General features: G+C 55.5%; 21 protein-coding genes and 1 other annotated feature. Of the genes, 11 read left to right on the plus strand and 10 right to left on the minus strand.

All coding sequences use genetic code 11. The features are described 5' to 3' along the window. The first annotated feature begins 35 nt into the window (after positions 1-35). The gene (locus tag APT89_RS17850) at positions 36-308 is read left to right on the plus strand and encodes a metal/formaldehyde-sensitive transcriptional repressor (protein ID WP_028012182.1); all 273 of its coding nucleotides are present in this window, start codon (positions 36-38) and stop codon (positions 306-308) included. On the opposite strand, the gene APT89_RS17855 is transcribed toward APT89_RS17850, so the two are convergent. Continuing rightward, positions 301-1,866, minus strand: a complete 1,566-nt coding sequence (locus APT89_RS17855; RefSeq protein WP_060573164.1) for an EAL domain-containing protein — start codon at positions 1,864-1,866, stop codon at positions 301-303. The two genes, APT89_RS17850 and APT89_RS17855, sit on opposite strands and share 8 nt — an antisense overlap. Positions 1,867-2,085: 219 nt before the next feature. Here APT89_RS17855 and APT89_RS17860 point away from each other — a divergent pair, with 219 nt between their 5' ends. Together APT89_RS17860 and ykgO are read left to right on the plus strand one after the other, a co-directional pair. After that, positions 2,086-2,346 carry a type B 50S ribosomal protein L31 gene (locus tag APT89_RS17860; RefSeq protein WP_006176933.1) on the plus strand — a complete coding sequence of 87 codons (261 nt, stop codon included), beginning with the start codon at positions 2,086-2,088 and terminating at the stop codon, positions 2,344-2,346. A 2-nt stretch (positions 2,347-2,348) separates the two neighbouring features. Next, positions 2,349-2,489 carry a type B 50S ribosomal protein L36 gene (gene ykgO, locus APT89_RS17865; RefSeq protein ID WP_003859006.1) on the plus strand — a complete coding sequence of 47 codons (141 nt, stop codon included), beginning with the start codon at positions 2,349-2,351 and terminating at the stop codon, positions 2,487-2,489. Here ykgO and APT89_RS17870 read toward each other — a convergent pair. Further along, the gene (locus APT89_RS17870) at positions 2,486-3,196 is read right to left on the minus strand and encodes a GNAT family N-acetyltransferase (RefSeq protein WP_060573166.1); all 711 of its coding nucleotides are present in this window, start codon (positions 3,194-3,196) and stop codon (positions 2,486-2,488) included. The two genes, ykgO and APT89_RS17870, sit on opposite strands and share 4 nt — an antisense overlap. 101 nt (positions 3,197-3,297) lie before the next feature. Here APT89_RS17870 and pdxR point away from each other — a divergent pair, with 101 nt between their 5' ends. Further along, entirely contained in the window at positions 3,298-4,758 is a 1,461-nt protein-coding gene (gene pdxR, locus APT89_RS17875; RefSeq protein WP_060573168.1) for a MocR-like pyridoxine biosynthesis transcription factor PdxR, read from the plus strand. Here pdxR and APT89_RS17880 read toward each other — a convergent pair. The 6 genes from APT89_RS17880 to acrA all read right to left on the minus strand — a co-directional run bounded on the left by APT89_RS17880 (position 4,730) and on the right by acrA (position 11,567). Beyond that, complete coding sequence (locus tag APT89_RS17880; protein WP_041911063.1) at positions 4,730-5,197, minus strand: YlaC family protein; 468 nt, start codon at positions 5,195-5,197, stop codon at positions 4,730-4,732. The two genes, pdxR and APT89_RS17880, sit on opposite strands and share 29 nt — an antisense overlap. A 116-nt stretch (positions 5,198-5,313) precedes the next feature. Further along, the gene (gene maa / locus APT89_RS17885) at positions 5,314-5,865 is read right to left on the minus strand and encodes a maltose O-acetyltransferase (RefSeq protein WP_045631463.1); all 552 of its coding nucleotides are present in this window, start codon (positions 5,863-5,865) and stop codon (positions 5,314-5,316) included. A 209-nt stretch (positions 5,866-6,074) separates the two neighbouring features. Beyond that, entirely contained in the window at positions 6,075-6,293 is a 219-nt protein-coding gene (locus APT89_RS17890) for an HHA domain-containing protein (RefSeq protein ID WP_008499287.1), read from the minus strand. Positions 6,294-6,320: 27 nt separating this feature from the next. Next, the gene (gene tomB / locus APT89_RS17895) at positions 6,321-6,695 is read right to left on the minus strand and encodes an Hha toxicity modulator TomB (RefSeq protein WP_028012188.1); all 375 of its coding nucleotides are present in this window, start codon (positions 6,693-6,695) and stop codon (positions 6,321-6,323) included. A gap of 509 nt (positions 6,696-7,204) precedes the next feature. Beyond that, a complete protein-coding gene (acrB, locus tag APT89_RS17900) occupies positions 7,205-10,351 on the minus strand; it encodes a multidrug efflux RND transporter permease subunit AcrB (protein WP_041911061.1) in 3,147 nt (1,048 codons plus the stop codon). A 22-nt stretch (positions 10,352-10,373) separates the two neighbouring features. After that, a complete protein-coding gene (acrA, locus tag APT89_RS17905) occupies positions 10,374-11,567 on the minus strand; it encodes a multidrug efflux RND transporter periplasmic adaptor subunit AcrA (RefSeq protein ID WP_041911060.1) in 1,194 nt (397 codons plus the stop codon). Positions 11,568-11,708: 141 nt separating this feature from the next. Here acrA and acrR point away from each other — a divergent pair, with 141 nt between their 5' ends. Together acrR and mscK are read left to right on the plus strand one after the other, a co-directional pair. Further along, on the plus strand, positions 11,709-12,362 hold the full coding sequence (gene acrR, locus APT89_RS17910; RefSeq protein ID WP_023310602.1) for a multidrug efflux transporter transcriptional repressor AcrR: 654 nt from the start codon (positions 11,709-11,711) through the stop codon (positions 12,360-12,362). Between the two features lie 112 nt (positions 12,363-12,474). Next, on the plus strand, positions 12,475-15,822 hold the full coding sequence (mscK, locus tag APT89_RS17915) for a mechanosensitive channel MscK (protein WP_041911059.1): 3,348 nt from the start codon (positions 12,475-12,477) through the stop codon (positions 15,820-15,822). Between the two features lies 1 nt (position 15,823). Here mscK and rsmS read toward each other — a convergent pair whose 3' ends face one another. Further along, positions 15,824-16,000, minus strand: coding sequence for a pleiotropic regulatory protein RsmS (rsmS, locus tag APT89_RS17920; protein ID WP_045631461.1), 177 nt, complete (start codon positions 15,998-16,000; stop codon positions 15,824-15,826). A gap of 14 nt (positions 16,001-16,014) precedes the next feature. Next, positions 16,015-16,542, minus strand: coding sequence for a primosomal replication protein N'' (gene priC / locus APT89_RS17925; protein ID WP_060573169.1), 528 nt, complete (start codon positions 16,540-16,542; stop codon positions 16,015-16,017). A 50-nt stretch (positions 16,543-16,592) separates the two neighbouring features. On the opposite strand from priC, the gene APT89_RS17930 reads away from it, so the two are divergent. The 5 genes from APT89_RS17930 (at position 16,593) to recR (ending at position 20,682) form a co-directional block, all read left to right on the plus strand. Beyond that, entirely contained in the window at positions 16,593-16,970 is a 378-nt protein-coding gene (locus APT89_RS17930; RefSeq protein WP_041911057.1) for a DUF454 family protein, read from the plus strand. Positions 16,971-17,121: 151 nt separating this feature from the next. After that, entirely contained in the window at positions 17,122-17,673 is a 552-nt protein-coding gene (gene apt / locus APT89_RS17935) for an adenine phosphoribosyltransferase (protein WP_000127359.1), read from the plus strand. Between the two features lie 88 nt (positions 17,674-17,761). Beyond that, the gene (gene dnaX / locus APT89_RS17940; RefSeq protein ID WP_045631459.1) at positions 17,762-19,690 is read left to right on the plus strand and encodes a DNA polymerase III subunit gamma/tau; all 1,929 of its coding nucleotides are present in this window, start codon (positions 17,762-17,764) and stop codon (positions 19,688-19,690) included. After that, positions 19,020-19,084, plus strand: a sequence feature (DnaX frameshifting element). It overlaps the preceding gene by 65 nt. Positions 19,691-19,744: 54 nt before the next feature. Continuing rightward, positions 19,745-20,077 carry a YbaB/EbfC family nucleoid-associated protein gene (locus APT89_RS17945; protein ID WP_003858972.1) on the plus strand — a complete coding sequence of 111 codons (333 nt, stop codon included), beginning with the start codon at positions 19,745-19,747 and terminating at the stop codon, positions 20,075-20,077. Further along, entirely contained in the window at positions 20,077-20,682 is a 606-nt protein-coding gene (gene recR / locus APT89_RS17950) for a recombination mediator RecR (RefSeq protein WP_006809843.1), read from the plus strand. Before APT89_RS17945 ends, recR begins: the two co-directional genes overlap by 1 nt. The last annotated feature ends 62 nt before the right edge of the window (positions 20,683-20,744 follow it).

A 20,744-nucleotide genomic window follows, 5' to 3' on the forward strand; every position in this document is an offset into this window, starting at 1 on the left:
ATATGCTTTAAAAGCCAAAACTGAGGGAGACAGAGATGTCACATACCGTTCGCGATAAGAAGATGTTATTGACTCGCCTGAAGAAAATTCAGGGGCAGAGCACCGCGCTGGAGAAGATGCTCAACAGCGATCACGAATGTGCCGAGGTGTTGCAGCAGCTGGCGGCGATCCGTGGCGCGGTCAATGGCATGATGATGCAGGTGATTGAAGGGCATCTTACCGATCATGTCGTGAAAGAGCCCGAAGAGGCGCAGCGTGAAGCCGATCTTGGCGTCGTGCTGCAGGTGATCAAATCCTATCTTAAGTAGAGCGCGTGGCGAGGTTGTTCTCTGCCCAAAGGATAAATTCCGTCCTGGGCAGCGCCTTACTGTAGAACCACCCCTGCCCATACTGCACGCCATGGCGGTGCAGCCAGGTAAGCTGCCCTTCGGTCTCCACGCCTTCCGCCACCATTGCCAGCTGCAGCGACTTCGCCATTTCGATAATGTGCGGCGTTACGTTTTTGTACTCCAGTGCATCCACGAACGATTTGTCAATTTTTAGCGTGTCGACATCGAGATGCTGCAGATAGCTGAGGCTGGAATAGCCCGTGCCAAAATCATCAATGTAGACAGGGTGGCCCGAACGGCGAAACGCGGCGATAGCCGGCGCGCTGATTTTGGGGTCGGCAAAGCCACGCTCGGTTAACTCAAGGGCGATTTGTCGGGGATGAATCTGCCACTTATTCAGGAGTTGACTCAGTAAAGGCGGCAGATTACCGGAGGTCAAATCGGCCGGGGCGAGGTTGATGGAGATATGCTGATCGGGGTGGTGCTGCAGCCAGTGGCCCATATCTTCAAACACTTTTTCCATAACTAACTGCGTCAGCTGCGAGATGAGGCCGGTTTGCTCGGCAAGCGGCACAAATATATCAGGCGAGAGACTGCTTCCGTCTGGCTGGGGCCAGCGCGCAAGCGCTTCCGCACCCACGATTTTTCCACTGCACAGCGCCACGATGGGCTGATAGTGAACCACAAAATCGCGGCTGTTAATGGCGTCCAGCAGGCGATTGCGCGGCGACTGGATTCGTCGCAGGATCCGCAGGACAAACAGTGCCGCCAGCAGGCTTATCAGGACGCCAAACGGCAGCCAGAAAAGCAGCTGTCGGTGCCAGCTTTCAGCCAGGGGGGTGAGCGATGCCCACGTGACGACAGTAAATCCAAGCTCAGGTACCGGCTTCATCACGTACATGGAGCCCTTGTACTGAACGCTGGAGACGCCTCGATCGTTGATCCGATCGCGGATATGCGGATCAAGCGTGTTACTGCTGGCGAAAATAAGATGCGTTGCGCTTCCCACCAGAGCGGCATCAATGGCAATCGCCCCGAAAGGGATCACATCCACAAGCGAGGCAGGATCGACCAGAACAAGGTAATGGCCCTTCCCGAGCACGGCCATATAGCGGTGAAAGCCAAGATCGTTCTGTGCGGTAAGCCACGCGCTGTAGCCATCTTCGGTGATACGCATGGGGGGAGGATAAGCGGCGGATTTACTGGCCTGCTCAAGCGAAGAGCAGAGGGGTTTGAGGTTGTCGATATAGATCACCTCCTGGATATAGCGCCACGAGAACGCGACCCGACGTATTTCCCTCAAATGCAGCGGACTACAGGGAACGCCCTTAAATCCCTGCAGGTGATTTAACGCTTCTTTGGCCTGATCCACGACCCTGTCGGTGCGCATCAGCACCCGAGAAGCATAGCTATCCAGCGCATCAACAAATTTCTCTTCTGCCTGGCGATGGGCAAGCCAGATGCTGAGGCAAATGGGAACCAGCACGGAAAAGATAAGTACGCCAGTCACCAGACTGACCAGATGTCGGGTTTTCATGCTGTCGTTTCCTTTCTCATATGCCCAAATCCGGACGCTGAGTTTCCTGCCTGAAGAGAAAGATTTTACCGCGAAATGAAATAGTTATAGCACGTGGGGGCTGGGTTTTCATGTTATCTAAAGCAAATTAGAAAATATCCTCAGGAGAGAGAGGGTTGTTTTTTCAACCTTGCCTGGATATTATTTTGTTATGTTATAACAAAACACAAAGGGTTTATGATGAAACCAAACATCCATCCAGCGTATCGCACCGTGGTATTCCACGACACCAGTGCCAATGAATACTTTAAAGTGGGTTCAACCATTAAAACCGACCGCGAAATTGAGCTCGACGGTGAAACGTATCCGTACATCACTATCGAGGTTTCTTCAAAATCGCATCCGTTTTATACCGGTAAGCAAAAAACGTTTTCCACGGATGGCAGCGCAGCGCGCTTCCGCAAGCGTTTTGGCGGTTTTCTTAATGCGAAGCGGGGCTAACCATGCAGGTGCTTAACTCATTGCGCAGCGCAAAACAGCGTCACCCGGATTGCCAGATAGTCAAACGCAAGGGACGCTTATACGTGATTTGCAAATCCAATCCGCGCTTTAAGGCGGTGCAGGGACGTAAAAAAAGACGCTAGACGCGCGTTTCTCGCCAGCTTTCCAGGGATCTTTTCTGTTTGCCATCGGCAGTAAAATTGTCGGTGGCAAGCCAGCCTTCAAAGGCGCTCGCCAGCGCCGGCCACTCTTTGTCGAGAATCGAAAACCAGTCGGTATCCCGGTTACGGCCTTTTATGACCAGCGCCTGGCGAAAACGGCCTTCAAACTGAAAGCCCAGACGCAGTGCCGCTTTGCGTGATGGTTCGTTCAGGCTGTTGCACTTCCATTCATATCGCCGGTAGCCCAGGGTATCGAACGCGTACCGCATCAGCAGATATTGCGCTTCTGTTGACATGGGCGTGCGGCTTAACAGCACGGAGAAGTGAACGTGTCCCACTTCCACAACGCCGTTTTTAGGATCGATCCGCATCAGGGCCAGCGTCCCGACGGGGGCCTGGGTCTGATTATCGATAACGGTAAAGTGCATCGGGTCAGATAACTCACACACGCTTGCCACCCATTTGGCAAACTCAGCGGCCGTGGCATCGGGTTCACGCAGTAGCCACGTCCAGCTCCGGGTGTCTCCGGCCAGAGCATAGGCGGAGAACAGCGCCCCGGCATGCTCCACGCGCAGCGGTTCAAGCCGACAATAATGCCCCTGCAGTACCACCCGGGACGGATGAGGGCGAGGCTGCCAGTCGGTAAGGGCTTCGCCCACAGGTTGTCCAAACTCATTGAATGTCTTCATCTTTATTTCCGTGACGTTGAGAAGAGTTCCAGATTAGAAAATTACTGGTTCCTTAAAAAGAACCACTCGGCTATGTTTTGGTGGTACCACAAGGAGATGAGATGAACATACCGGGCGATGAACTTTATACCTTGCTCCATGCTGCGCTTAAAACGCGTGGGGAAGAGACGCTCCAGCGCGCGCTCTATCTCGCTTTGCGGGAGGCCATACTGGGCGGAAGGCTTCGGTCCGGCAGCCAGCTGTCCGGCTCGCGAACGCTGGCGCAGCAGCTTTCCGTTTCACGGAACACCGTCAATGCGGCGCTGGACCAGCTCACGCTCGAAGGCTATTTGCTGCGTAACCGTCAGGGGACGCGGGTGGCGCAATTCGCCCATCGTGCCAGCCCGCGGGTTCTGACCGATCCTGAGGTCAGGCTGGCAAAACGTGTCGTCCAGCTGCCTGCGCCTGTGCCGCGCGACACCCCGGTGATGGCCTTTACGCCGGGAACGCCCGCCATCAACTATTTCCCCTTGCCGCTGTGGCGGCGATTGTACGATCGCGTCCTGCGGGAGGAGGGGAGCGCTCTGCTGGGCTATGGCGACCCGGCCGGTGAGCCGTCGCTGCGGGCAGCCATCGCCCGTCACCTTGCGCTTTCTCGCGGCATTGACTGCGACGCCAGCCAGATTGTGATAACCGAAGGGGCGCTGGAGGGCGTCAATCTGTGCACGATGCTGTTAAGCGAGCCGGGGGATGTCGCCTGGGTGGAAAATCCCGGCTACAGCGGGGCCAAAAGCGCCTTCGTCAAAACCGGCCTTGCGATGACCGGCATACCGGTGGATGACGAGGGAATGTGCTGGGAAGGGCTGCATGCGCCTTCACCTGCGCTCATTTTCACTTCGCCGTCGCATCAGTTTCCTTACGGGAGCGTGCTCAGCGCGCGGCGGCGTCTGGCGCTGCTGGAACTGGCCCGCCAGCACAAGGCGTGGATCATTGAGGACGATTATGACAGCGAGTTCCGCTATGTCGGCGAGCCCGTACCGGCGATGCTGGGCATGGTCAACAACGCGCCCGTTGTGTATCTGGGGACGTTCAGTAAAACGCTGTTTCCGTCGCTCCGAATGGGGTTCATGGTGTTACCGCCAGCGCTGGCGAAAGCGGCGCGTCCGGCCATCGGCTCGCTGCTGCGCGGCGGGCATCGCGCAGAACAGCGCACCCTGGCGCTGTTTATCGAGGAGGGGCACTATGCCCGTCATCTTGCCGCCATGCGTCGCCTGTATCGTAAGCGTTACCGCCAGCTGCGGGAGGTGCTGAGCGCAGAGCTTTATACTCCGCACCGTGTTCTTGCCGGTGAAGGGGGAATGCACCTGACATTGGCGATTGACGGTATCGACGACCAGCGGCTGGTGGACAAAGCGAGGGCATTTCAGCTGGCACCCGCTGCGCTGAGCGGCTATTACCTGGAGACGAAGCAGGGGCAAACCGGCCTGGTTTTAGGTTACGGCAACACCTCTGCTTCGCAGTTTGCGCCGGGTATCCGACGCCTGCAGGCGTTAATTACGCAGCAGCAGGGCGGGAAAGGGTAAAAACATCATAAAAAGAGAGCTGGCCTTTCGTTGCGATCATTTTCTGCAGCTTCTCTTTGTGCACGGTTTCGACAGCCGGAGAGTGCAGGATGCTGTCGATAAGCTCATTTGGCACAAAACGCGTGTTGTACCATTCGCCGTTGTAGCAGACCCGGAAATCGAGGACGTCGATATCTTCGTAACGGTAGCGGGGATTCACGTCGAAAAAGAAAAAGGCGTTAAACACGACAAACAGCACCACCAGCAGCCAGACGGAGTCCACCAGCGTTTCGGACTTCAGCATGACAATCAGCGTCGCCAGCCAGGCGGCATACATGGCAACAAACAGCCCGGGATGTTTGCGGATAAAGCTAATGCTAAAGCGCGGGCGATTGTCTCGCTTTTCGCGGTGGTTAAGATCGTCGATTGTAGCGGTAAGCAGGCGCTGTATCTCGGTCATTTTTGGCCTTTTGAGAGTTGACAATACAGGGTATCTGCCAATTTTAGGGGAGCCATCCGGCTGAAAAAAGTAACAGTCGGGCGCTAAAAGACCATAACAGTTGGCTCCCCGGATCGTTACAGCGTTTTGATGATTTTCGCCGGGTTGCCGCCCACGACGACGTTAGCCGGCACGTCTTTCGTCACGACGGCACCGGAAGCCACAACCACATTATCCCCGATGGTGACGCCTGGGTTAATGACCGCACGTCCACCAATCCAGACATTATTGCCAATGGTGACGGGCTTACCAAACTCCACTCCGCTGTTACGTTCTTGCGCATCCAGCGGATGGGTGGCCGTATAAATATGAACGCCCGGCGCGAGCATGCAGTTGTCGCCAATATGTACAGGGCAGACATCCAGCATTACGCAATCGAAGTTGGCGTAAAAGTCTTTGCCCAGAAAAATATTATATCCATAGTCACAGCGGAAGCTCGGCTCAATATACGCCCCTTCGCTTTGTCCCAGCAGTTCCGCCAGAATGTTCTGGCGTTCTGTTTTTTCGTCAGGCGCGGTGTGGTTATAGCGGTGAAGCAGATGGCGCGCCCGAAGCCGGTCGGCGCGTAACGTCTCATCACCAGGGCGGTAATGTTCACCTGAAATCATCTTCTGTTTTTCTATGCTCATCGGAAACCTCTCTGGATGTTATTCCTGAAGGGTAATCGCAACAGGCGTTAAGGGGAACGTTCCCGGAAGGCCGATGTGACCACAGTCACAACATTGTTGCTGATGAGCGCGTTTAACACGGAGACCTGGCTTTCGCGCAGGGAGCATAACGGGACAGGTGAATACAGCTTATAACGTGGCGTAGAAACTCTACAGACACACTTCAAAGATTAACGGACAAATTTCCATACAGAAGTAGGGATTTTGTCATACAGCTTATTCATCGTTAGCTCTGCAAGGCGATGGTCAGCGGCTGAATAAAATACCGCCAGTTCATTATCAGAAAGCTCGTATTTATTCTTTTCAATGACGCGTTCAAGGGTGTCAATTGACTGACAACGTCGTAAGCGCATCAAATAATCGATTTTTGTGAGTGGTTTATCAGACATAAATTCACCTTAGTAATTGTAATAATTTTAACAGGAAAGACTAACCGGGTTAGCTCTGCTCACATTGACGAAACAGCGGAATAGCCGGTTTCCCGATTTACGCCATTTTTGCAAATCCTGAGTGTTAATGCCGTAACTGCTGAACAACATAAAGGTGTCGTCCAGGTATTCATCAATTTGCTCAATGAGCTTATTATCTTCATTGTACTTAATTTTATAATTAAGTGCGAAGGTAGCGATATGCTCTATCAGCTCATTCAATTGTAAATTGATGGCAGACGTTGGGTCATTTACCCAGCCATGGTTGCTTTCATCAAGATTGGCAAGGCAGTCATGGTACAAGGATTCGCAGAGAAATTTCAACTGCGCGATATCATGCCTTTTTGGCGAGTACTCGTCCATAGCGCATCCCCTTCTGAGTGATTTCTTACTCACCGAACATCATTGTCGGGATGGATACATCTGACTTAGCTACATGAGCGCTGTGTTCCTGATAACCTAACTATAAGCCACTCCTTCCTGGATTTCACCGCGCTATTACGAAAAATTACAAATAAAACCGCAGGCTGCGAGCGTCTACGCAAATGTTCATCCGAAACTGAACTTTTTTATCAGGATTAACGATAGTTTTTTCGCTTCCTTACATTTCATTGGCTTAGCTTAGAGCCATAAGAAAAGTTCACATCCGGAGTTCCGTTTGTCTTAACTTTTAATTAGGAATATTCCTAACAACTTAAGCAAGGAAATAGATTTAAAAAAATCCTGAGTTCACCTATTAAGTTATCAGTTAATTATGATATGTCTGTTTAAGATGACAGAAAATAAATAGGACCTCAATAAGCTTATTTTATGATTTTTTCTGAAAATGAAAAAGGCCGCAAATGCGGCCTTTTTATTATATGAAACCGGTATCAGTGAGGTTCTACCGAATGACTGTGCTCAACATCTTCATTCTTCCGGCTGAAGCGGCGGCGCACCACCACGAAGAACACCGGGACGAAGAAGATAGCCAGTACGGTCGCGGTGATCATACCGCCCATTACACCTGTACCGACCGCGTTCTGCGCACCGGAGCCTGCACCGGAGCTAATAACCAGCGGCATTACGCCGAGGATGAACGCCAGAGAGGTCATCAGGATTGGACGCAGACGCATACGCACCGCTTCCAGCGTCGCCTCAATAAGGCCTTTACCCTCTTTCTCCATCAGATCTTTGGCGAATTCAACGATAAGTATCGCGTTCTTCGCCGACAAGCCAATGGTTGTCAGCAGGCCTACCTGGAAGTACACGTCGTTGGTCAATCCACGGAACGTTGCCGCAAGCAGCGCACCAATAACCCCGAGTGGAACCACCAGCATAACGGAGAACGGAATTGACCAGCTCTCGTACAGCGCCGCCAGACACAGGAAGACCACAATCAGTGAAATGGCATACAGGGCAGGGGCCTGGTTACCGGACAGACGTTCCTGATAGGACATACCGGTCCAGTCATAGCCGATACCCGCAGGCAGTTTGCTGGCAAGCTCTTCCATCAGGTTCATGGCTTCACCGGTGCTTCGGCCCGGTGCGGCCTGGCCCAGGATTTCCATCGACGGCAGACCGTTGTAACGTTCCAGACGCGGAGAGCCGTATTCCCAGTGTGACGTTGAGAAGGATGAGAACGGCACCATCTGACCGTTGCTGCCGCGAACGTACCAGTTGTTGATATCGTTCGGCAACATACGGTACTGCGCTTCGGACATGACGTACACTTTCTTCACGCGACCACGGTCGATGAAGTCGTTGACGTAGCTACCGCCCCAGGCCGCGCCCAGCGTGGTATTGATGTCGCTGATGGACACGCCCAGCGCCTGCGCTTTTTCCTGATCGATGTTGATCTTATACTGCGGCGTATCTTCCAGTCCGTTTGGACGTACGCCGACCAGCAGGTCAGGGTGTTTAGCCACTTCGCCGAACAGCTGGTTACGCGCCTGCGTCAGTTTCTCGTGACCCAGACCGCCCTGGTCGATCAGCTGGAAGTCGAAGCCGGTCGCCGTACCCAGTTCAACAATCGCTGGCAGGTTAAAGGCGAAGACCATCGCATCTTTAATCTGCGAGAAGGTGCCCATGGCACGGCCCGTGATCGCTTCAACTTTATTCTCATCGCCCGGACGATCCGCCCAGTCTTTCAGAGAAACGAAGGCGATACCGGTGTTCTGACCACGACCCGCAAAGCCAAAGCCGTTAACCGCAAACACGGATTCAACGTTCGCTTTCTCTTTGGTGAGATAGTAGTCCGTCACTTCGTCCAGCACCTTCTGGGTTCGCTCTTGCGACGCCCCTGCCGGAAGCTGTGCCATCGTCAGGAACACGCCCTGGTCTTCATCTGGCAGGAACGAGCTTGGCAGACGAACGAACAGGAACGCCATCCCCACTACGATGATGATATAGAGCAGCAGATAACGACCGGTGCTGCGCAGGATATTGCCCACGCTGTCGGTGTAGTGGTGTGTGCTCTTATCAAACATGCGGTTAAACCAGCCGAAGAACCCTTTATGCTCGCCGTGACCACCTTTCTGAACCGGCTTCAGCATGGTGGCACACAGCGCTGGCGTCAGGATTAACGCTACCAGTACCGACAGCGCCATCGCGGAGACGATGGTAATGGAGAACTGGCGGTAAATCGCACCCGTAGAGCCTCCGAAGAAGGCCATCGGGATAAATACCGCGGACAGCACCATCGCAATACCGACCAGTGCGCCCTGGATCTGGCCCATGGATTTACGGGTGGCTTCCTTCGGCGGCAGACCTTCTTCCGCCATCACGCGCTCGACGTTCTCTACTACTACGATGGCGTCATCCACCAGCAGGCCGATGGCGAGCACCATCCCGAACATCGTCAGGGTGTTTATCGAGAACCCAAAGGCTGCAAGGATGGCAAAGGTCCCCAGCAGAACGACCGGCACGGCGATGGTTGGGATCAGCGTCGCGCGGAAGTTTTGCAGGAACAGATACATCACCAGGAACACCAGGATGATCGCTTCTACCAGCGTTTTAACCACTTCGTGAATCGAAATTTTAACGAACGGCGTAGTGTCGTACGGATAAACGATTTTCAGACCTGACGGGAAGAACGGTTCCATCTTCTTCAGTTCCGCACGGATCGCCGTCGCGGTGTCCAGGGCGTTCGCGCCTGTCGCCAGTTTGATACCCAGACCGGACGCCGGTTTACCGTTAAACTTCGCGATGATGTCGTAGTTCTCACCACCCAGCTCAACCCTGGCCACGTCGCGCAGACGAACCTGCGAACCGTCCTGGTTCACCTTCAGCAGAATTTTGCTGAACTCATCGGCGGAGGTCAGACGGGTTTGCGCGATAATGGACGCGTTAAGCTGCTGGCCTTTCACCGGCGGCGTACCGCCTAACTGACCGGCTGCCACCTGGGCGTTCTGCGCTTTAATCGCGTTAATCACGTCAACCGGCGTCAGCTGGAAGTTGTTCAGTTTGTTCGGATCCATCCAGATACGCATCGCGTACTGGGAACCGAACAGCTGAACGTCACCCACACCGGACGTACGGCTGATGGCGTCCTTCATGTTAGCGCCCACGTAGTCGGAAATATCCTCCTGCGTCATGGTGCCGTTGGTGTTAATAACGCCGACAACCATCAGGAAGCTGCTGGACGATTTCTCGACGCTCACACCCTGCTGTTGCACTTCCTGCGGCAGAAGAGGCATTGCCAGCTGCAGTTTGTTCTGCACCTGAACCTGCGCAATGTCCGCATCCGTACCGGATTCAAAGGTCAGGGTGATCTGAACCGTACCGGTGGAGTCACTGTTTGAGGACATGTACATCAGGTTATCGATACCGTTCATGTTCTGTTCGATAACCTGAGTCACGGTATCCTGCACCGTTTTCGCATCAGCCCCCGGGTAGGTTGCGGAGATCGTTACCGCCGGTGGCGCAATCGTTGGATATTGCGCAACAGGCAGCTTCAGGATCGCAAGTCCCCCGGCCAGCATGATGATAATGGCGATCACCCACGCAAATATGGGGCGATCGATAAAGAAATTAGGCATGTCTTAACGGCTCCTGTTTAAGTTAAGACTTGGTTTGTTCTGACTGGCCAGCGGCCGAAGCTTGTTGTTTATCGTCAGATGTCACTTCCTGTGCTTTTACCTGCGCGCCAGGACGTACTTTTTGCAAACCAGTAACAATCACGCGATCGCCATCTTTCAGACCTTCCGTCACCAGCCATTTATCGCCAATCGCCTGCGTGGCGGTGATATTGCGCGTTTCGACTTTGTTATCTGCCCCAACAACCAGTGCGCTCGCATCGCCGCGTGGCGTACGGGTCACACCCTGCTGTGGAACAAGAAGTGCGGTTGGATTCGTTCCTTCTTCCAGACGCGCGCGAACGAACATACCTGGCAGCAGATTTTTGTCAGGGTTCGGGAAAATCGCACGTAAGGTGATGGAACCGGTGGTCTGGTCGACCGTCACATCAGAGAATTCCAGAGTACCTTCCTGCGGGAACTTGATACCGTCGTTGGTAACCAGCTCCACTTTGGCTTTACCGTTTTCCTGTTTCAGGGTGCCGTTAGCCAGCTCCTGTTTCAGGCGCAGGAAATCGTTGCTGGACTGCGTCACGTCAACGTAGATCGGATCAAGCTGCTGCACGGTAGCCAGCGCAGTGGTCTGCCCGTTCTGCACCAGCGCCCCTTCCGTCACGGAAGATTTACCAATACGACCGCTGATAGGGGAGGTCACTTTGGTATAGGCCAGGTTAATGCGTGCAGTTTCGACAGCCGCTTTGGCTGCTACCACGGCCGCGTTAGCCTGCTGGGCATCTGCCAGCGCGGTATCGTAATCCTGTTGACTGATGTACTTCGTGCCGAGCAGTTTCTGATAGCGGTTCAGCGTCAGCTGAGCGATTTTCGCCGCCGCTTGTGCTTTAGCCAGGTCACCTTTCGCGCTTTCATAAGAAGCCTGATAGGTCGCGGGATCAATCTGATACAGGGACTCACCGGCCTTCACATCGCCGCCTTCGGTAAAGTTACGTTTCAGGATAATGCCGCTAACCTGAGGACGCACTTCCGCAATGCGGTAAGCGTTTGTACGGCCTGGTAATTCTGTGGTGATCTGCAGAGGTTCAGATTTGAGTGTCACAACGCCGACTTCTGGCGCCTGCTGAGCTCCTTGTTGAGCCGGTTTGTCGTCACATCCTGTAAGCGCTAAGCTGCCTGAGAGCATCAGAACGACCGCCAGAGGCGTTAACCCTCTGTTTTTGTTCATATGTAAACCTCGAGTGTCCGATTTCAAATTGATCAAGGGTCCTGAGTCTAAAAACCCATTGCTGCGTTTATATTATCGTCATGCTATGGTACATACATTCACAAATGTATGTAAATCTGACTCCTGTAAATTCACCCACCTATGGCACGAAAAACTAAACAACAAGCGTTGGAAACCCGACAACACATTCTGGATGTGGCAATACGTTTGTTCTCTCAGCAGGGTGTTTCTTCTACCTCGCTGGCGCAAATTGCTCAGGCTGCCGGTGTGACGCGGGGAGCGATTTACTGGCATTTTAAAGACAAGTCAGATCTGTTCAGTGAAATCTGGGAGCTTTCAGAGTCCAGCATTAGCGATCTCGAGAGTGAGTATCGGGCAAAATTCCCTGACGATCCACTCTCAGTATTAAGAGAAATATTAGTATATATCCTTGAAGCAACGGTAGTTGAAGAGCGTCGCAGATTAATGATGGAAATTATCTTTCATAAATGTGAGTTCGTGGGCGAAATGGCGGTGGTGCAACAGGCGCAGCGCAGCCTCAGCCTGGAGAGCTACGATCGTATCGAACAGAACCTGAACCTGTGTATGCAGGCAAAGCTGTTACCGGCCAATTTACTCACCCGCCGGGCGGCCATCCTGATGCGCAGCTACATTTCAGGTCTGATGGAAAACTGGCTGTTTGCGCCGCAATCCTTTGACCTCAAAGAGGAAGCCCGCAGCTACGTGGCGATTTTACTGGAAATGCTACAGCTCTGCCCGACGCTGCGCAGCGACGCGCCTTCGCTCACGGCCTGAGCCCTTCCAGGATTTATCTCAGAGGCTTGCGTTCTCGCTATTCTGCTTCCGACGAGCGTGATATTCTTCACGCCGGACTATTTTCGGTCATCTGCTGACATCATTCACAACTATGCTGCCCATCAATCGCTCGCAACATCCTGTATTTGCATTGCTCTTTGCTATGCTGTTTTTCTTCTCCACCGCGCCGCTTTCCTGGGCCCGCGCAGACAACAGCACTGATATTCCCTCGCGCAGCGAAATTCAGTCGCAGCTCGACACCCTGAACAAACAAAAAGAGCTCTCTCCTCAGGAGAAACTCACCCAGCAGGATCTGACGGAAACGCTGGAAAACATTGATAAGATTGAGCGCGTTAAAGCTGAAACCACCCAGCTTCGTCAGAAGGTGGCGCAGGCGCCGGAGAACATGCGTAAGGCCACGGAAGCGCTGAGCGCGCTGAGCGACGTCGATAACGACGATGAAACGCGCAAAACGCTCGCCACGCTCTCATTACGCCAGCTGGAATCGCGCGTCGCGCAATTGCTCGACGATCTGCAAACCGCACAGTCTGACCTCGCGACCTACAACAGTCAGCTCGTCTCCCTGCAAACCCAGCCCGAGCGCGTGCAAAACGCGATGTACGCCGCGTCTCAGCAGCTGCAGCAGATCCGCAACCGCCTGAACGGCACGACGGTAGGGGAGGGCACGCTGCGCCCGACCCAGCAAACCCTGCTGCTGGTTCAGCAGTCGCTGCTCAATGCGCAAATCGAACAGCAGCGTAAAAGCCTGGAAGGGAATACGGTGCTGCAGGACACGCTCCAGAAACAGCGTGATTACGTGACGGCGAATATTAATCGTCTGGAGCATCAGCTTCAGCTGTTGCAGGAGGCGGTAAACAGCAAACGCCTGACCCTGACGGAAAAAACCGCTCAGGAAGCCGTCTCGCCGGACGAAACTGCCCGCATTCAGGCCAACCCGCTGGTGAAGCAGGAGCTTGAGGCTAACCACCAGCTCAGCCAGCGCCTGATACTGGCGACGGAAAGCGGCAACTCGCTGGTTCAGCAAAATATTAAAGTGAAGAACTGGCTGGATCGCGCGCTGCAGGCGGAGCGCAACATCAAAGAGCAGATCGCGGTTCTGAAGGGCAGCCTCCTGCTGTCGCGTATTCTCTACCAGCAGCAGCAGACGCTGCCGTCTGCCGACGAGCTGGAGGACATGACCAACCGCATTGCGGATTTACGTCTGGAACAGTTTGACGTCAACCAGCAGCGCGATGCCCTTTTCCAGAGTGATGCTTTCGTCGCCAAAATCGAAGAGGGGCACTCCAGTGACGTAAATCCGGAAGTGCATGACGCGCTGCTCCAGGTGGTGGATATGCGCCGTGAACTGCTGGACCAGCTCAATAAACAGCTGGGCAACCAGCTGATGATGGCAATTAACCTGCAGATCAACCAGCAGCAGCTGGTCAGCGTGTCAAAAAGCCTGCAGGAAATTTTGACGCAGCAGATTTTCTGGGTGAACAGCAACAAGCCGATGGACTGGGACTGGATTAAGTCCTTCCCGGAGACGCTGAAAACGCAGATTAAGAGCATGAAAATCACCGTGAACTGGGAGAAAGCCTGGCCTGCGGTAATGATTGCTTTCCTGGCGGGCTTACCGCTGCTGCTGATTGCCGGTCTGATCCGCTGGCGTTTGAAATGGCTGAAACAGTACCAGGCGAAGCTGGCCTCGGAAGTGGGGCAACTGCGTAACGACAGCCAGCTCCATACGCCAAAAGCGATTCTGATCGATCTCATTCGCGCGCTGCCGGTGTGCCTGATTATTCTGGCCGTGGGCCTGATCCTGCTCACGATGCAGCTTAACGTCAGCGATCTGCTCTGGGCGTTCAGTAAAAAACTGGCGCTGTTCTGGCTGGTATTTGGCGTGTGCTGGAAGGTGCTCGAAAAAGACGGCGTGGCGGTGCGTCACTTCAACATGCCTGCGCAGCTGACCAGCCACTGGCGTCGCCAGATTGTGCGCGTCAGCCTGGCGCTCCTGCCGCTGCACTTCTGGTCGGTAGTCTCCGAGCTTTCCCCGCTGCATCTGATGGATGATGTGCTGGGTCAACTGGTCATTCTGCTCAACCTGCTGCTGATTGCGATCCTGATGTGGCCGATGTGCCGCGACAGCTGGCGTGATAAAGAGTCCCACAATATCCGTCTGGCCACCGTGACGGTGCTGGCGATCATTCCGCTGGCGCTGATGGTGCTTACGGCAACGGGCTACTTCTACACCACGTTGCGCCTGTCCGGGCGCTGGATCGAGACGGTCTATCTGGTGATCGTCTGGAACCTGCTCTATCAGACCGTGCTGCGCGGCTTAAGCGTCGCGGCCCGCCGCATTGCTTACCGTCGTGCCATTGCGCGTCGTCAGCATCAGGTGAAAGAGGGGGCTGAAGGCGCGGAGCCGCAGGAAGAGCCGACCATCGCGCTGGAGCAGGTTAACCAGCAGACGCTGCGTATCACCATGCTGGTGATGATCGCGCTGTTCGCGGTGATGTTCTGGGCGATCTGGTCTGATTTAATTACCGTCTTCGCCTATCTCGACAGTATTACCCTCTGGCAGTACAACGGTACCGAAGCCGGCGCGGCGGTGATGAAAAGCGTCACCATGGGCAGCCTGCTGTTTGCGCTGGTGTCGTCGGTGGTGGCCTGGGCGCTGATTCGTAACCTGCCGGGTCTGCTGGAAGTGCTGGTGCTCTCAAGGCTGAACCTGCGCCAGGGGGCGTCTTACGCCATCACCACCATCCTGAATTACGTCATCATTATCGTCGGGGCGATGACGGTATTCGGCTCGCTGGGCGTCTCGTGGGATAAACTGCAGTGGCTGGCGGCGGCCCTCTCGGTCGGTCTTGGTTTTGGCCTGCAGGAGATCTTCGGTAACTTTGTCTCCGGCCTGATTATCCTCTTCGAACGTCCGGTGCGTATCGGCGATACCGTTACCATCGGTACGTTCTCCGGGACCGTCAGCAAGATCCGAATTCGTGCGACCACCATCACTGACTTCGATCGTAAAGAGGTGATCATCCCGAACAAAGCGTTCGTGACCGAGCGTCTGATCAACTGGTCGCTCTCGGATACCACCACGCGCGTGGTGATTCGCCTCGGCGTGGCCTACGGTTCCGATCTGGATAAAGTGAAAGAGGTATTGCTTAAAGCCGCTAAATCGCATCCAAAAGTCATGCACGATCCTGCGCCAGACGTCTTCTTCACCACCTTCGGGCCAAGCACGTTGGATCACGAGCTGCGTTTATACGTGCGTGAACTGCGCGATCGCAGCTACACCGTTGATGAACTGAACCGCGCGATCGACCGCCTGTGCCGTGAAAACAACATTAACATCGCCTTCAACCAGCTTGAGGTTCACCTGCATAATGAGAAAGGTGATGAGCATACGGAAGTGAAGCGCGACATTAAGGGCGACGACCCGACTCCGGCTTAATCTATTTTCCCTCTCCCACAGGGAGAGGGTTAGGGTGAGGGGGAAGTTTCCCCTCAAAATCCCGCCGCACAATCTCCAGCGCTTTAAGCACCGTCTCGGCGGGGATCTCATGATTCTCCAGCAGCATAATTAAATCGACGGCCAGCTTGACCTCGTCGGGTGCATTTTCCAGTGACATAGATGTGGCTCCAGTTAACGGGTCAGGCGTGCAATCACGCGTTCAATCTCATCCAGCGCCTGACGGCAGCGGACGATGCGGCCTTCCAGCGCGCTAATCTCGCGCATCAATAGCTGCTGCTCTTCCAGCGTTTCGCTATTGTTCAGGCGGGCTTCGCGCTCGCGCTTCATCTCAAACAGACGCCGCTCAAACTCCTGATTCTCCAGCCGCTTGCGCTGCCATTTTCCCAGCCCAGGTGAGGCGCTGTCCCACGCCCGTAGCGGCCAGGCGGCGATTTCGCGGTGCAGGGCGGTGATCTGCTCGGTAAGATGCTCCGCAAGCCACACCACCTGTTCCTGCTGTTCACTCTCAACCGCGTGGCGAAGCTCATCGAGGTTGGTCTGCATCTCAGCAAGGTAATCCTGAATGACGGTGCTGCGGGTGCGGAAAAGCTGCCGGTCAAAGCGCGGTTTCAGCGTGGCGTGTCCCATCAGCGGCGTGGCCAGCGCCCGCAGAGCGATCAGCTGATTTTGCAGCTTCTCAAGAAGCAGTGCTGTTTTCAATGCGCTCTCCAGTGGTAAAGTAGCCGTTCAGTTTGATAACGATTCGCATTATGCAGCGTACTATTTTAATCATCATTGGCTGGCTCGCGGTAGTGCTGGGTACGCTAGGTGTGGTTTTGCCCTTGCTGCCGACCACCCCGTTTATCCTGCTGGCCGCCTGGTGCTTCGCCCGCTCGTCGCCGCGTTTTCACCACTGGCTGCTGTACCGCTCGTGGTTTGGCGGCTACCTGCGGCACTGGCAAAAACACCGGGCCATGCCGCCCGGGGCCAAGCCGCGCGCCATTGCCTTTATCCTGATCACCTTCGCCATTTCGTTATGGCTGGTGAACATGATGTGGGTGCGTATTCTGCTGCTGGCGATCCTGGCCTGCCTGCTGATCTTCATGTGGCGGATCCCCGTGGTTGATGAAAAGCAACAAAAGCACTGAAGCCTCATCATGGCGGTTGCAATTATGGCGCGCAGCCAGTAAATTCGACCGTTTTCGAGCACAGGTGCGCCTGGTCAAAGGTTAAACAACTGTTACTTTGACCGACTCGTCGCGCGCCGTGAGTAACACTGTTTCATTTAGGCACAAACCGATGACCGCAACTGCACAGCAGCTTGAATATCTGAAAAATAGCATCAAAAGCATCCAGGACTATCCAAAGCCTGGCATTCTTTTCCGTGATGTCACCAGCTTGCTGGAAGACCCGAAAGCGTACGCGCTCAGCATTGAACTGCTGGTCGAACGTTATAAAAACGCCGGGATCACCAAAGTAGTAGGTACCGAAGCCCGCGGCTTCCTGTTTGGCGCACCGGTTGCGCTGGCGATGGGCGTGGGTTTTGTGCCGGTGCGTAAGCCGCGCAAACTGCCGCGTGAAACCATCGCGGAGAGCTACGAGCTGGAGTACGGCACCGATCAGCTGGAAATCCACGTTGACGCGATCAAGCCCGGCGACAAAGTGCTGGTGGTGGACGATCTGCTGGCAACCGGCGGCACTATCGAAGCGACCGTCAAGCTGATCCGCCGTCTGGGTGGTGAAGTGACCGACGCGGCCTTCATCATCAACCTGTTCGATCTTGGCGGTGAACAGCGCCTGGAAAAACAGGGCATTACCAGCTACAGCCTGGTGCCTTTCCCGGGTCATTAATCCCGGTTTTCACAACCTCGCTCAATGGGTGAGGTTGTGATAGCATTCCCCTCCATAAATTCACCTTCCAGCGTTGCAGAGCCTGCCCATGAGTTATCAGGTGTTAGCCCGTAAATGGCGACCTCAAACCTTTGCTGACGTTGTCGGTCAGGAACATGTGCTGACGGCCCTGGCGAACGGCTTGTCGCTAGGTCGCATCCATCACGCCTATCTTTTTTCCGGCACCCGCGGCGTCGGTAAGACTTCTATTGCCCGTCTGCTGGCTAAAGGTCTCAACTGCGAAACCGGGATCACCGCCACCCCGTGCGGCGTGTGTGACAACTGCCGCGAGATCGAGCAGGGGCGTTTTGTCGATCTGATCGAGATCGACGCCGCCTCGCGTACCAAGGTGGAAGACACCCGCGATCTGCTCGACAACGTGCAGTACGCCCCGGCGCGCGGCCGCTTCAAGGTCTACCTGATCGATGAAGTGCACATGCTGTCGCGCCACAGCTTTAACGCCCTGCTGAAAACGCTGGAAGAGCCGCCCGCGCACGTTAAATTCCTGCTGGCGACCACCGATCCGCAAAAGCTGCCGGTTACCATCCTGTCGCGCTGCCTGCAGTTCCACCTGAAGGCGCTGGACGTTGAGCAGATCCGCGCGCAGCTTGAGCATATCCTTGATGAAGAGAAGATCGTTCACGAGCCGCGCGCCCTGCAGCTGCTGGCCCGCGCGGCTGACGGCAGCCTGCGTGATGCGCTAAGCCTGACCGACCAGGCGATTGCCAGCGGTGACGGCAAGCTCTCGACCGAAGCGGTCAGCACCATGCTCGGCACGCTGGATGACGATCAGGCGCTGTCGCTCATCGAAGCGATGATTGCCGCCAACGGCGAGCGCGTGATGTCGCTGGTGAACGCGGCCGCTGCCCGCGGTATTGAGTGGGAAGCGCTGCTGGTTGAGATGCTCAGCCTGCTGCACCGCGTGGCGATGCTGCAGCTGTCTCCGTCGGCCATCAGTGCGGACATGGCCGCCATTGAACAGCGGATGCGTGAACTGGCCCGCACCGTGCCGCCTGCCGACGTGCAGCTGTATTACCAGACGCTGCTGATTGGCCGCAAAGAGTTACCGTTCGCGCCGGACCCCAGGATGGGCGTCGAAATGACGCTGCTGCGCGCGCTGGCGTTCCATCCGCGCATGCCGTTGCCGGAACCGGAAGCGCCGCGGCAGTCTTTTGCGCCGGTTGCTCCGACCGCGGTAATGTCACCGCAGCAGGTGCCACCGCAGCCGACGCCGCCGCCACAGCAAAACGTACCGCTGTCGGATGCCACCAGTTCGGTGCTTGCCGCACGCAGCCAGCTGCAGCGTGCGCAGGGAGTAACCAAACCAAAAAAGAGTGAACCGGCAGCGCCAGGAAGAGCGCGGCCGGTGAACAACGCCGCGCTTGAACGACTGGCCTCGGTAACGGAGCGCGTACAGTCGCGTCCGGCACCGTCCGCGCTCGAGCAGAAAGCCCCGGTGAAAGAAGAGGCTTACCGCTGGAAGGCGACCACCGTTGTTGAAACGGTCAAGGAAGTGGTCGCCACGCCGAAAGCGCTGAAAAAGGCGCTGGAGCATGAAAAAACGCCGGAGCTTTCCGCGAAGCTCGCCGAAGAGTCCATCGCGCGCGACGCCTGGGCCGCTGAGGTCAGCAAACTCCAGCTGCCGAAGCTGGTGGAGCAGGTCGCGCTGAACGCCTGGAAAGAGCAGGACGGCAATCAGGTGCGTCTGCACCTGCGTCCGGGCCAGCGGCACCTCAATTCCCCTGGCGCGCAAAAGGCGCTGGCCGAGGCGCTTGCTGCTTTACAGGGTTCACCGGTTGAATTGACTATCATTGAAGATGATAATCCGGCAGTGAAAACGCCGCTTGAGTGGCGCCAGGCCATTTATGAAGAGAAGCTCGCGCAGGCGCGCGAGGCAATTATTGCGGATAACAACATTCAGACCCTGCGCCGGTTCTTCGACGCCGATCTGGATGAAGAGAGTATTCGCCCCATTTGATCGTGAGTCTGACTTACGGTTGTAATCCTTAAACGTGAAAGAAGAGAGAAGCCTATGTTTGGTGGAAAAGGCGGTCTGGGTGGCCTGATGAAGCAGGCTCAGCAGATGCAGGAAAAAATGCAGAAGATGCAGGAAGAGATCGCTCAGCTGGAAGTCACGGGTGAATCCGGTGCCGGTCTGGTCAAGGTGACCATTAACGGTGCGCACAACTGCCGTCGCGTTGAAATCGACCCGAGCCTGCTCGAAGACGACAAAGAGATGCTGGAAGATCTGGTTGCAGCCGCGTTTAACGATGCCGCTCGCCGTATCGACGAAACCCAGAAAGAGAAAATGGCCTCTGTTTCCAGCGGTATGCAGCTGCCGCCGGGCTTTAAGATGCCATTCTGATGCAAACCAGTCCGCTGCTCACGCAGTTAATGGAAGCACTGCGCTGCCTGCCGGGCGTTGGCCCGAAGTCGGCGCAGCGCATGGCGTTTACGCTATTGCAGCGCGACCGCAGCGGCGGGATGCGCCTGGCGCAGGCTCTGACCCGCGCCATGTCAGAAATTGGTCACTGTGCGGATTGCCGGACCTTTACCGAGCAGGACGTGTGTAACATCTGTACGAACCCGCGTCGTCAGGAGAACGGCCAGATTTGCGTGGTGGAGAGTCCGGCGGACATCTACGCCATCGAACAAACCGGGCAGTTTTCCGGCCGCTATTTCGTGCTGATGGGGCATCTCTCCCCGCTGGACGGCATTGGCCCGGACGATATCGGTCTTGACCGCCTTGAACAGCGTCTTGAATCCGAAACGATCAAAGAGGTGATCCTCGCCACCAACCCCACGGTGGAAGGGGAGGCAACCGCCAACTACATCGCCGAGCTGTGCGCGCAGTACGGCGTTGACGCCAGCCGCATCGCCCACGGCGTGCCGGTCGGCGGCGAGCTGGAAATGGTCGACGGCACCACGCTGTCGCATTCTCTGGCCGGACGTCACAAGATTATTTTCTGACCAAACGGAGGCCGCGCGCGCGGCCTCCGCTTGAAAATTTCCCCCCGTATCCCCATCTCTCA

This window comes from Enterobacter sp. 50588862 (genome assembly GCF_001462935.1).
Classification (GTDB): domain Bacteria; phylum Pseudomonadota; class Gammaproteobacteria; order Enterobacterales; family Enterobacteriaceae; genus Enterobacter; species Enterobacter bugandensis.